This is a genomic window from Nitrospirillum bahiense, assembly GCF_007828025.1.
GTDB classification, from domain to species: domain Bacteria; phylum Pseudomonadota; class Alphaproteobacteria; order Azospirillales; family Azospirillaceae; genus Nitrospirillum; species Nitrospirillum amazonense.
The window spans coordinates 149,087-162,118 of record NZ_VITO01000010.1; the positions used below are offsets into that span (position 1 = coordinate 149,087).

General features: G+C 69.6%; 7 protein-coding genes. 5 read left to right on the forward strand and 2 right to left on the reverse strand.

What is annotated here, in order from left to right; all coding sequences use genetic code 11:
• Positions 1 to 115: 115 nt before the first annotated feature.
• The 5 genes from FBZ88_RS16285 to FBZ88_RS16305 all read left to right on the forward strand — a co-directional run bounded on the left by FBZ88_RS16285 (position 116) and on the right by FBZ88_RS16305 (position 10,664).
• Entirely contained in the window at positions 116 to 2,245 is a 2,130-nt protein-coding gene (locus FBZ88_RS16285) for a prolyl oligopeptidase family serine peptidase (protein WP_145618266.1), read from the forward strand.
• Positions 2,246 to 2,363: 118 nt separating this feature from the next.
• On the forward strand, positions 2,364 to 4,529 hold the full coding sequence (locus FBZ88_RS16290; RefSeq protein WP_211102689.1) for a prolyl oligopeptidase family serine peptidase: 2,166 nt from the start codon (positions 2,364 to 2,366) through the stop codon (positions 4,527 to 4,529).
• A 135-nt stretch (positions 4,530 to 4,664) separates the two neighbouring features.
• Complete coding sequence (locus FBZ88_RS16295) at positions 4,665 to 8,942, forward strand: response regulator (RefSeq protein ID WP_145618268.1); 4,278 nt, start codon at positions 4,665 to 4,667, stop codon at positions 8,940 to 8,942.
• Positions 8,943 to 8,967: 25 nt separating this feature from the next.
• Complete coding sequence (locus FBZ88_RS16300) at positions 8,968 to 9,354, forward strand: response regulator (protein WP_088873923.1); 387 nt, start codon at positions 8,968 to 8,970, stop codon at positions 9,352 to 9,354.
• Between the two features lie 68 nt (positions 9,355 to 9,422).
• Positions 9,423 to 10,664, forward strand: coding sequence for a tetratricopeptide repeat protein (locus FBZ88_RS16305; protein WP_145618270.1), 1,242 nt, complete (start codon positions 9,423 to 9,425; stop codon positions 10,662 to 10,664).
• 45 nt (positions 10,665 to 10,709) lie between these two features.
• On the opposite strand, the gene pseC is transcribed toward FBZ88_RS16305, so the two are convergent.
• Together pseC and pseB are read right to left on the reverse strand one after the other, a co-directional pair.
• The gene (gene pseC / locus FBZ88_RS16310) at positions 10,710 to 11,954 is read right to left on the reverse strand and encodes a UDP-4-amino-4,6-dideoxy-N-acetyl-beta-L-altrosamine transaminase (protein ID WP_145618271.1); all 1,245 of its coding nucleotides are present in this window, start codon (positions 11,952 to 11,954) and stop codon (positions 10,710 to 10,712) included.
• Positions 11,954 to 12,976 (reverse strand): UDP-N-acetylglucosamine 4,6-dehydratase (inverting), encoded by a 1,023-nt coding sequence (gene pseB, locus FBZ88_RS16315; RefSeq protein WP_088873920.1) that lies wholly within the window; start codon positions 12,974 to 12,976, stop codon positions 11,954 to 11,956. Before pseB ends, pseC begins: the two co-directional genes overlap by 1 nt.
• Positions 12,977 to 13,032 lie beyond the last annotated feature (56 nt).

The window sequence follows — 13,032 nt, forward strand, 5'->3', positions numbered from 1 at the left end:
CATTTGTCCTAAGCAGCGTATTGCATCCGGCCTCGTCCTGACCCACTACTAAAGGCAACAGACAGGGGCAGGGACGATCCGTGGCAGCGGTCGGCCGCCCTCACGGATGGGGTTCATGAAAAACACGATCAGCGCACTTCTGCTGTCGCCTGGCCTGATGCTGGGGGCGACCGCCGCCTTCGCCGATTCCACACCCGCCACGCCGCCCACCGGCATCCCCGAGGACAGCCGGGCGTGGATGGAGGATATGAACAACGCGGACGCCCTGGCCTGGGCCAAGGCGGAAACGGACCGCTCCACCGCCGTGCTGCAGGCCGACCCGCGCTATCCCGCCCTGCTGGCGGAGGCGACGGCCATCGCCGAAAGCAAGGACCGCGTGCCGGGCGTCAGCTTCCGCGGCGACGCCGTCTATAATTTCTGGCAGGACGCCGACCACGTCCAGGGCCTGTGGCGCACCACCACCCTGGCCAGTTTCCGTAAGGACAAGCCCGACTGGCAGACCGTGCTGGACGTTGACGCCCTGGCCAAGGCCGAGGGCGTTAAGTGGGTGTTCAAGGGCACCGACTGCGACGAGGAAACCCGTCGCCACTGCGTCGTCCACCTGTCCAACGGGGGTGAGGACGCGGTGACGATCCGCGAGTTCGACATGAAGAGCCGGGCCTTCGTGGCCGGCGGCTTCGCCCTGCCGCGCGGCAAGCAGAATGTCGCCTGGGCGGACACTGAAACCCTGCTGGTGGCCCGCGACTGGGGACCTGGCACCATGAGCGGCGCCGGCTACCCCCTGGTCATCAAGACGCTGAAGCGCGGCCAGCCGCTGGACCAGGCGCAGGAGGTGTTCCGGGGCCAGCCGTCGGACATGTCGGTCGGTGCCGAAACCATGCGTGACGCCCAGGGCCACCAGGCCACGCTGATCACCCGCAACCTCAGCTTCTTCGAGGTGGAGACCTATCTGCTGGCGGGTGGGCAACCAAAGCGCCTGGCCTTGCCGCTGAAGGCCCGCGTGCACGGCATCCACGAGGGCCAGCTGATCGTGGAGGTGAAGCAGGACTGGGCCGTGGGCGGCACCGCCGTGCCCCAGGGGGCCGTCGTGGCGCTGGATCTGGCGGCGGCCACGGCCGATCCGGACCATCTGCATCCGGCGCCGGTCTACACGCCGACCTCGCGCGAAGGCCTGAACGACCTGGACTTCACCAGGCACCACCTGTTGATCAGCCTGACGGACAATGTGAAGGGCCGCGTCTACGTGGCCGATCGCAATGCCGACGGCAGCTGGCGCCGCGCGCAGCTGCAGCTGCCGGACAACGCCAACATCACCGTCACCGGCACCGACCGCGACCATGACCGCGCCTTCGTCACCGTGGCCGGCTTCCTGGAGCCGCTGACCCTGTCGCTGGTCGACACCAACACCGGGGCGGTGGAAAGGCTGAAGTCCACGCCGCCGCAGTTCGACGCGTCCAAGGCGGTGGTGGAACAGCGTGAGGCGGTGTCCAGCGACGGGACCCATGTGCCCTACTTCGTCGTGCGGCCGCGCGACGTGCCCTTCGACGGATCCACCCCGACCCTGCTGTACGCCTATGGCGGGTTCGAGGTGCCGATGCTGCCCCGCTACCTGGGCGCCACCGGCAAGATGTGGCTGGAACGCGGCGGCGCCTATGTGCTGGCCAACATCCGGGGCGGTGGAGAGTTCGGCCCCGCCTGGCACGAGGCGGGCCTGAAGACCAAACGCCAGGCCATTTACGACGACTTCGTCGCCGTGGCCCGCGACCTGGTCGCCACCAAGCTGACCAGCACCCGCCGGCTGGGCATCGAGGGCGGATCCAACGGCGGCCTGCTGATGGGCGTGCAGTTCACCCAGCATCCGGAACTGTGGCGCGCGGTCGTCATCCAGGTGCCGCTGCTGGACATGCTGCGCTTCCCGGTCATCGGCGCCGGCGCCTCGTGGATGGGGGAATACGGGGACCCGGCGGTGCCGGAAGAGAGGGCCTTCCTGGCCGGCATTTCGCCCTACCATAATCTCAAGGCAGGGGTGACCTATCCGGAACCCTTGTTCGTCACCTCGGCCAAGGATGACCGGGTCAATCCCGGGCACGCCCGCAAAATGGCGGCCAAGATGAAGGAGATGGGCCTGCCCTACCTCTATTACGAGAACACCGAGGGCGGTCACGCGGCCAGCGCCAACCTCAAGGAAACCGCCAGGCGGCAGGCGCTGGAGTTCACCTACCTTTTACGGAAACTCAAGGATTAGGGATCAATCCTGGAACGGGGGCAGAAGTTCCCTGCCTCCGTTCCGCCGTCTTCCTGACCCGGCCGCCGCCGCTGTCGCCAGGGGGATGGATCCTGATCCGCCGAGGCTGTCGCGTCCCATGCCGTCCGTTTGTTCCCGTGTTCTTCCGGCTTTGCTTTTGGCGCTGTCGCTGGCGGCATGCGCGCAAGATCCGGCTGTCGAGCCGGTGGCCCCGCTGTCCGGCCTGTCCTCCACCTACACCGATCCCTACGCCTGGCTGGAAACGCCCGACTCGCCGGATGCGCTGGCCTGGGTGGCGCGGCAGAACCAGCGCACGCTGGCGGAACTGACGCAGGACGCGCCCCTATCCGATTTCATCTCCACCGCCACCCTGCTGGCGCATGAGGCGTCGGAGGAGGGTGGCAGTGGCGCGCTGCCCTCGGGCGGGGCGGTGGACGGCAAGGATCCGGCCGTCACCACCATCGACGGCGTGCGCCATGTCTATGCCGGTTCCAATTGCTACGGCACGGTCGATCCCGATGCGCCGCCCCCGGCCCCGGGGGCGGACCCGGTGGTCATGGGGCGCACCTGCCTGGTGTCGCTGTCGCGCACGGGCGAGGACGCGGTAGAGGTGCGGGAATACGACCCCGTGGCCAAGGCTTACGTGCCCGGCGGCTTCCATCTGCCCTACGCCAAGCAGACGGTGGTGTGGCTGGACCATGACACCCTGCTGGTGGCCCGTGGCTGGGATTCCAGCGACGCGGCGCTAACCCGCTCTGGCTATCCCTACGTGGTCAAGGTGGTGCAGCGCGGCCAGCCGCTGGACCAGGCGCATGAGATTTTCCAGGGCCGTGTCACCGACACCTCCGTCAGCCCGGCCATCTTCCGCGACCGCCAGGGCCACCGCGCCATTGTGCTGGTACGGCGGCCCAGCTATTTCACCACGGAACATTACCTGGTCGAGGGTCGCCACACCCTTAAGCTGGGCCTGCCGCCGCTGGCCGAGCTGGCGGTGCTGGCCAACGGTCAGCTGGTGGTCAAGTTGGGACAGGACTGGCAGACGGCCAGCGGCCGCACCTTTCCCGCCGGCTCTTATGTCTCGGTGGATTTGGATGCCGCCCGCCACGACCCGGCCAAGCTGAAGGCGGCCCCCGTCTATCTGCCCGGCCCGCGCGAGGCCGTGACCAACCTGGTGAAGGCCAGATCCCACCTGGTCGTGACCAGCGACGAGAATGTGCGCGGCCGCCTGACGGTGCTGACCCGTATCGACGGCGGCTGGAAGACGACCCGTGTCGACCTGCCGGACATGTCGGCCGTCAGCATCAAGTCCAGCAGCGAGGACAAGGACAAGCTGACCGTGACCGTGGCCGGGTTCCTGACGCCCCAGGCGGTGTGGAGCGTGGACCTGGACAGCGCCGCCGCCACCCTGGTCAAGGCCGGCAGCCCCGGCTTCGACGCCAGCCCCTACACCGTGGACCAGTGGCAGGCCGCCTCCACCGATGGCACCGCCATCCCCTACTTCATCGTCCACCGCAAGGACATGGTGCTCAGCGGCGACAACCCCACCCTGCTGACGGCCTACGGCGGCTTCAACCTGTCGCGCCTGCCGACATATTCCGCCACCATCGGCAAGCTGTGGCTGGACCGGGGCGGCGTCTATGTCGTGGCCAACATCCGGGGCGGGGGCGAGTTCGGCCCCGCCTGGCACGAGGCGGCGCTGAAGACCCACCGGCAGAAGTCCTTCGACGACTTCACCGCCGTGGCGCGCGACCTGATTCAACGCCAGGTCACCCGGCCGGCACGCCTGGGGATCAGCGGCGGCTCCAACGGCGGCCTGCTGATGGGCGTCGCCCTGACCCAGCATCCCGACCTGTGGGGGGCGGTGGCCATCAAGGTGCCGCTGCTGGATATGCTGCGCTATGAGGCCATCGCCGCCGGCTCGTCCTGGGTGGCGGAATACGGCAGTGTCTCGGTGCCGGAGGAACGGGCCTTCCTGGCCAGCATTTCCCCCTACCAGCGGCTGGATCCCTCGCGCACCTACCCGGAAACCCTGATCATGACGGCCACCCACGACGACCGCGTGGGCCCCGGCCATGCCCGCAAGTTCGCTGCCCGCATGGAGGCGCTGGGCAAGCCCGTGCTGTTTTATGAAAGCGACGAGGGCGGCCACGGCACCCGGGGCTTGGATGACGCCGCCCGCGCCCGGGGCCCCGCCCTGGAACTGGCCTACTTCGCCTCCCGCCTCATGCCGCGGCACGCCGAGCGTCCCGTCGGCGGCCAGGTGGTGGCGGGGGCCGCCGACTAGGGATCGTTCCGCGCAAATCCTATCTATGTAGCCTCTCCGTCCGCGCCCTGGACGATGCGGCATCCGGATGCGACAAAGGTCCCCTGGCGGGAACGGCCGGGGCCTCCATGCCCCCGGCCTTTTGGGGGATGAGGGATGGCCTTGGGCTTGCGGCGGCGCCTGTTGCTGCTGCTGATCGGTACGACCGTGCCTTTCTTCCTGCTGCTGCTGGGCGAAAGCCGGGCCCGGCGGGACGAGGCCGTCGCCGCCGTCGAGGCCCAGGCGGTGGAACTGGCCCGCATGGCGGCGGACGAACAGGAACGCCTGCTGGACCAGGTGCGGCGGCTCAGCCTGGGCTTCGCCCAGCATTCCGCCCTGCTGCCCACGGACCAGTGCGTCGACGACGCCCGCATCCTGAAGGCGTCCCAACCCTGGGTTTCCAACATCCACGTGGTCAAGCCCGACGGCTCGGTCATCTGCTCGTCGGCGGACCAGCCGTGGTCCAACTACAGCGACCGCGAATACGTGCGCCAGGCCTTTGAGACCGGCCGGGCCGCCACCAGCGACTATGTGTTCGGGCGGCCCAGCAACCGTGTGATCCTGGGCACCGCCCAGCCGGTGTACCGGACGGGCGGGCCAGCGGGGTTGGGCAAGCCGGACGCCCTGGTGCTGGCGGGCCTCAGCATGGACTGGATCGAGAAGACGGGCGCCCGTTTCAGCCACGATGGGTCTCTGTTCCTGCTGGTGGACCGCACCGGCACGGTGCTGGCCCGCATCCCCGAACGGCGGGATCTGGTGGGGCACAATTTCAAGGACAATCCGTTCATTCAGGCGGTGCTGAACGGGCCGACGGACCGGGGGGAATTCGTCACCCTGGACGGGGTGGACCGGCTGGTGGGCATCGCGCCCCTGCCCAGCAGCGGCGCGCACGTCGTGGTGGGCGCGGATCGCGCCGCCGTCCTGGCCCCCATCCTGGCCGATCAGCGGCGCACCCTGGCCTTTGGCGGCGTGGCCGCCCTCTGCGCCCTGCTTCTGGGCTGGGTGGGGGTGGAGGCGACGGTGCTGCGCGGCGTGCTGGCCCTGCGCCATGCCGTCTCCCGCCTGGCCGCCGGTGACAGGGGCGTACGCGCCGCCATCGCGCCAGGCACGGCGGAGTTCGCGGAGCTGGCCCGATCCTTCAATGACATGGCGGCGGCGCTGGATCGGCACGAGCGTGAGATCGCCCAGCGCGAGGCGCAGTTCCGCGACCTGACGGAGGTGTCCAGCGACTGGTTCTGGGAAACCGATCCGGAAGGGCGCTTCACCCAGATGTCCCAGGGCGTCAGCAGCCTGGGCATTCCGGCGGGTCATTTCCTGGGCCGAACCCGCCGCGACTTCGCCCTCGATCCCGACAATCCCGACCTGTTGGCTTACGAGGAGCGATTGGCGGCGCGCCAGCCGTTCCGCAACCTGACCTACAGCCTGTACGGCGAGGACGGGGTGCTGCGTCACGTGGTGATCAGTGGCAAGCCCTTCTTCGATGAAGCCGGCGTGTTCCGGGGCTTTCGCGGGTCGGGGCGCGACCGTACCCAGCAAGTGGCGGCGGAAGAGCGCCTGCGCCTGCTGCAATCGGTGGCGGTGCACGCCACCGATGGCATCATGATCACCGAGGCCGACGCCCTGGACGAGCCGGGCCCCCGCATCATTTTCGTGAACGAGGCCTTCACCACCGTCACCGGGTTCTCCTGGGACGAGGCGGTGGGCCGTTCCCCCCGCTTCCTCCAGGGGCCGCTGACCGACAGGGCGGCGCTGGAGCGCATCCGCCAGGCGCTGGCGGCGGGGGAACCGGTGCGCCAGCGCCTGCTGAACTATACCCGCGACCGCCGTCCCTTCTGGGTGGATCTGGCCATCTTTCCGGCCCGTGTGGGCACCCGCGTCACCCACTACGTCGCCTTGCTGCGCGACGTGTCGGATCAGGTGGCGGCGACCCTGCACCTGAACGCCCAGGTGACGGAGCTGGAGGCGGCGCGCGCCACCCTGCAGGCGCAGCGCACCCTGCTGGACAACGTGCTGAACGCCTCACTGGACGGGGTCTTCGCCTATGAGACCGTCCGGGACGAGAACTTCGACGTCAGCGACTTCCGCTTCGAGCTGGTCAACGTCACCGCCGAGAAGATGGCCAGCCGCTCCGCCCACGACCTGGTGGGCCGGGGCCTGAAGGAGCTGTTCCCCGATGTTGCGGCCGGCGGCCTGTTCGACCGCTATGTCGAGGTGGTGGACACGGGCCGCGCCGCCACCTTCGAATATCACCGAGACGAGGACGGGCGCTGGTTCCGCATCACCGCCGTGCCCTGGGGGCGCGGCCTGGTGGTGACCCTGTCCGACATCACGCGGGAGAAGAAGCGCGAGGGCGACCTGGCCGCCCTGGCCGATGACCTGGCCGGCGCCAAGCAGGCGGCGGAGGCGGCCAACCGCGCCAAGTCCGATTTCCTGGCCAATATGAGCCATGAGATCCGCACGCCCATGAACGGCATCATGGGCATGACCCAGATCCTGCTCGGCACCGCCCTGGCGACCGAGCAGCGCGCCTATGCCGAGGCCATCCACGACAGCGCCCAGGCCCTGCTGAACATCATCAACAACATCCTGGACATCTCCAAGCTGGAGGCCGGCAAGGTCGAGCTGGAGATGGTGGACTTCGTCCTGGATGAGGTGGTGGAGGGCGTGGTGGCCCTGCTGACGCCCCAGGCGCGGGAAAAGGGGCTGGATCTGGACGTCTCCGTGGCGCCCGAGGTTGCCGGCGCCTATCGCGGCGACCCGACCCGTCTGCGCCAGGTGCTGCTGAACCTGATGGGCAACGCCGTGAAGTTCACGGCCGAGGGGCGCGTCAGCTTGGCCGTCACGGCGGCGCCGGCCGAAAGCGGCGGAGATCACACGGACGGCCGCCGCCGCTTGCGCTTCACCGTCGTCGACACGGGCGTGGGGATGGACGCGAACCAGCAGGCCCGCCTGTTCGAAAAGTTCACCCAAGCCGACACATCCATCAACCGGCGCTATGGCGGCACCGGCCTGGGCCTGGTCATCTCGCGCGAGCTGGTGCGTCTCATGGGCGGCGGCATCACCCTGGACAGCGCGCCCGGCGCCGGCTCCACCTTCGCCTTCACAATTCCGCTGAAGCCGTCCAGCGTGCAGGTGGCCCGCCGCGCCGCGGCCGTGGCGGCGCTCAGCGGCCTGCGGGCCCTGGTGGTCGGGGCCAGTGGTCTGGTGAAGGCGCTGGAACGCCTGGATCTCATGGTGACATCCGTGGCGGACGCGGAGGCCGCCGTGGCCGAGGTCGCGGCGGATGAGGCCTGGGCCTTCGACATCGTGATCATCGCCGAGCCCCCCTCCGGTGCCGCCGTTGGCGCGGACGGTACCACCTTGGCCGCCAGGCTGCGGACCCTGCCCCGGGCGGCGGCGGCCAAGATGGTGGTGGCGACCGGCCGGCCGCAGGTGGCCGAAGCCGATATGGCGGTGGACGGTGTGCTGACCCAGCCGGTGCGGGCCCCGGCGCTGCGCGCCCTGCTTCTGCGCCTGTTCGGTGGCGGCGAGGTGGTGGAGACCGAGGTGGACGGGCCGCTGGCGCGCGACCAGGGTGCCCGCGGGCTGGGCCGCCGCCTGCTGCTGGTGGACGACAACATGGTCAACCGGTCCGTCGCGCGCATCATGCTGGAACGCGACGGCTATAGCGTCGACATGGCGGAGGACGGTCAGGCGGCGGTGGCCGCCTGCCGGACCACGGCCTATGACCTGGTGCTGATGGACGTGCAGATGCCGGTGATGGACGGCGTGACCGCCACCCAGGTGTTGCGCCGCGACCTGGGCCTGCGCCATCTGCCCATCCTGGCCATGACCGCCAACGCCATGGTGGGCATGCGCGAGGAGTACCTGGCCGCCGGCATGGACGACTATGTCTCCAAGCCTTTCGATCAGCAGCAGTTCCTGGACACGGTGGCGCGCTGGGTGGCCCGCGGCGCCGACCATGCCGCAGGCTCGCCCTCCGACCTGGAGGCGGCGCAGTCGGACCCGGTGGCTGAGGACGACGCCAGCCTGGGCCGGCTGGACCCCACGGTGCTGGCCGGGTTGCAGGCCATCGTGCCGCCGGCCGACTTCCAGGTGCTGGTGGAGAATTTCGTCGAGCACGGTCTGGCCCGGGTGCGGCGCATCCAGGCCCTGGCGGAGGCATCGGACCTGACGCCCCTGCGGGCTGAGGCGCACGACTTGATCTCCACCGCCGGCAATGTCGGCCTTGTGGGCCTGCAGGCGCTGGGCCGCCAGATGCACGACGCCTGCGCCGATGGGGACATGGGTGCCGTGCGGGCCCTGGCCGTCCGCATCGGCCGTGTCGGCCCCGGCGCCTGGACGGCGCTGGGCGAACGGTTTATCGGTGAGGCAGTGGAGACGGCGGGCGACTAGCTCCCAAGAATGGCGGCAGGAAAGCATGAGCAAGGGCGCGATCGTATTCGCGGAGGATGAACCCGGACTGCGGGCCATGATCGGCGCCCTGCTGAAGGCCGGCGGCTACACCCCCGTGCCCGTGTCCGATGGTGCCCAGTGCCTGCGGATGCTGAGCCAGGTGCAGCCGCGCGCTCTGCTGCTGGACATCACCATGCCCACGCTGGACGGGTTGCAAACCCTGAAGGCGGTGCGGGGCAGCCACGCCCTGTCCATGGTGCCGGTCATCATGGTCACCAGCCATGCCGAGGCCGAGGTGCTGCAGGAGGCCCTGCGCAACGGGGCCGCCGGCGTGATCCTGAAGCCCTTCAAGGCCGAGGAATTCATCCCCCGCATGGAACGCTGCATCGCCCAGGCGCGCGGGCGGCGATAGGCCGTGGCTTGGCCGTCCCGGATTGGTACAGTGTCGCCGACGTGGTCGGCGATCATGAAAGGCAGGAGATGAGCGTGACGGCAGGGGACCAGGCGGCAACCGCGCTGGATGAGGCGGCGATCGGCCGTTGGCGGGATCGCATACGCCAGACCACCTTCGCCAATTATCATTTCGAGATGGGGATCGCCCTGCTGATGGGCGGCGACGCCCAGGCGGCCTACGGTGCCCTGCAGCGGGCCGTGGAGATCCAACCGGACCTGGCCATCCTGTATCCCCTGCTGGCTTGGACGGAAGAGCGGCTGGGCCAAGCCGAGGCCGCGCGGCAGCGGCAGGCCGACCTGCAGGCACGCGCGCCGGCCTTGTGGCTGGACGGTTGCGCCAACCTGTCCGCCCGCCTGCTGAAGGACGGCAAGGCGGAAGGTGTGGCCTGGGCCCGCCGCTTCGTGGAACTGGCGCCCGCCACCGACATCCGCGTGTCGGCGCTGGCCGGCCTGGCGGCCCACGTCGAAGGGCGCATCCCCGATGCGCTGGCCGCCTGGGCGCACGCCCTGACGGTGGCCAGTGACGTCCCGGCCGGTTCAGCCGATGACCTGGCGAGCGCCCTGGCCGATATTTCCAACACCCTTTTCGCCCAGTGGCGGGACGACCAGATGCGGCGGACGGAGTTGGCGCTGGCGGCCGCGCGGGTTGCCGGCCGGCTGGTTCCCACCCGTTCGGATTTGCGTTTCCAGATCATCCGCTGCCTAGTGCGCCTGGTGCGGCCACAGGAGGTCGTGCCCGAGATCGAAGGTTATGTCGCCCTGGTGGGCGCGGGCGCCGCGGATGACAAGAACCTGCTGCTGCAGTGGGGCATGCGTGACCTGGCGGCCGGCGACCTGGCGGCGGCGGAGGAGCATTTCAGCCGTTGCGCCCAGGTTGACACCGGCTGGGCCCTGCCGGAAAGCCACCGCGCCCTGGTGGCGCTGCGCCGGGGTGACGCGGCCCAGGCGGCGGCCCACGCCCAGGCGGGCTGCACCCGCGAGCCGCGCAATTACTTCGCCAACCTATGCCGCGGCCTGGTGGAGTTTGAGGCGGGTGCCCTGGCCGAGGCCGTCGCCAGCCTGAAGCAGGCCAGCGCCCAGGCGCCTAACCAGCCGCTGGCCAAGCTGCTGCTGGCCATGGTGCAGGACGGTGCGGGGCAGGGGGCCGAGGCGGTGGCCGCCTATCGCGAGGCCGACGCGGAAGGTGGGGCGCTGATGCACCGTCAACTGGCCCTTTACCCGCCGGCCTATCAGGACCGTGTGGCCAAGCTGGCCCAGAAGGCGGGGTGACGAAGGCGGGCTGAGGGGGGCGGGCCGCCAGAAGGTCGGTACCGGTTACGCCCTGACCAGGTGTTCCAGGGCTGCCACCACCCGGTCGACATCGCCGTCGGTCATGGCGGGGAACAGCGGCAGGGACAGGCAGGCCTGGTACCAGCCGTCGGCGCCCGGCAGATCCAGGCTGCCATAGCGCTCCCGGTAATAGGGCTGGTGGTGCACCGGGATGTAGTGCACCTGGCTGCCCACGCCTTGGGCCTTCAGCGCCGCCATGACGGCGGCACGGTCCCGGCCCAGGGCCGCGAAGTCGATCAGGACGACGTAAAGGTGCCAGGCGGGCTCCCCACCGCTGCGGCCGGCATGCCGAATGAGGGGGGCCAGAGGCGCGAGGCGTTCATCGTAGCGCGCCACCATCTCCGCCCGCCGGCGAGCGAAGCGGTCCAGCTTTCCCAACTGGCTCAGGCCCAGGGCGGCGTGGATGTCGGTCAGGCGATAATTGTACCCGGGCGCCGGCATCTCGTAATACCAGGGGTTGGCGGCACCGGTGGCGCCAAAGGCCGCCTTCCTGTCCTGGAAACTGCCGGGGTCACGCACCATGCCGTGGCTGACGTCGCGCCGCAGGCTGCGCGCCAGGCCGTCGTCATTGGTGGTGACCATGCCGCCCTCGCCGGCGGCGATGGTCTTCACCGGATGGAAGGAGAAGCAGGCCATGGCGGAGCGGTCGCAGGCGCCGATGGCCACGGTTTCCCCATCTCCGGTGGCCCCGGCCCGGCTGGCGCGGCGGCTGCCCACGGCGTGGCAGGCGTCCTCGATGATGGCCAGGCCGCGCGCCTCGGCCAGGTCGCCCAGGGCGTCCAAGTCCGCCGCCTGGCCGGCGAAGTGCACCGGCGCCAGGGCGCGCACCCGCCAGCCGGCAGCCTCGGCCCGGGCGATGGCGGCCTCGGCGTCCGCCCGGCGCATCAGGCCGGTTTCGGGATCGACATCGGCGAAGGCCACCTCCGCCCCGCAATAGCGGGCGGCGTTGGCGGTGGCGAGGAAGGTGACAGCAGGCACCACCACGGCGTCACCGGGTTGCAGGTCCAGCGCCATGCACGCCAGGTGCAACGCCGCGGTCCCATTGGCGCAGGCGACGGCATGGCGGGCGCCCACGGCTTGGGCGAAGGCCTGCTCGAACCGGGTGACGGTGGGGCCCTGCGTCAGCCAGTCGCCGCGCAGCACGGCGGTGACGGCGGCGATGTCGTCCTCATCGATGGCCTGCCGGCCATAGGGCAGGTAGGAAGGCACGGAAGGGATGTCGGCAGCCATCACGGCCTCTGCAGCAGGACGGCCAGGCGTTCGGGGGTCAGCCAGTCCGTGTTGCTGTCGCTGCGATAGCTGAAACCATCGGGCACCGGCTTGGCGCCCAGCTTGACGTAGGCCTGGCGCGTCCACCAGTTGAAGGCCGGCTCGATGACGTAGCGGTCCTCCATCTCGAAGGTCTGGCGGCTGTCGTCCTCGGTGATCATGACCTCGTGCAGCTTTTCACCGGGACGGATGCCGATGACCTTGTGCGGCAGGTCCGGCGCCATGCAGCGGGCCAGGTCGCCCACCCGCATGCTGGGAATCTTGGGCACGTAGATTTCGCCGCCCTGCATCATGCCGAAGCAGGACGCCACGAACTCCACCCCATGCTGCAGGGTGATCCAGAAGCGCGTCATGCGCTCATCCGTGATGGGCAGCTCGCCGGCGCCCTCGGCGATCAGGCGGCGGAACAGCGGGATGACGCTGCCGCGCGACCCCACGACGTTGCCATAGCGCACGACCGCGAAGCGGGTGCCCACCGATCCCGACAGGTTGTTCGACGCCACGAAGATCTTGTCGGACGCCAGCTTGCTGGCGCCATACAGGTTGATGGGGCTGGCGGCCTTGTCGGTGGACAGGGCGATGACCTTGCGCACCCCCGCCGCCAGGGCCGCGTGCACCACGTTCTCCGCCCCGTAGACGTTGGTGCGGATGCATTCGATGGGGTTGTACTCCGCCGTCGGCACATGCTTCAGGGCGGCGGCGTGGATGCAGTACTCGACCTCGCGCATCGCCATTTCCAGGCGGGACCGGTCGCGCACGTCGCCGATGAAGAAACGCAGCACGCCCTCGTGGGTCACGCCCAGTTGCTGCTGCATTTCATACTGTTTGAACTCATCGCGGGAGAAGATGATGATCCGCCGCGGCTTGGCGTGTTCCAGCAGATAGCGCACGAATTGGCGGCCGAAGGATCCAGTCCCGCCGGTGATCAGGATGGATGCGCCGTTGAAATCGGCCAGGGCCGATTTAAGGAACTTCGACGTCATGTCTGCCCCCGCCGCCGGTGGAACCGTCCCCCCGGGCCTGAAAGATCGCGGAGATC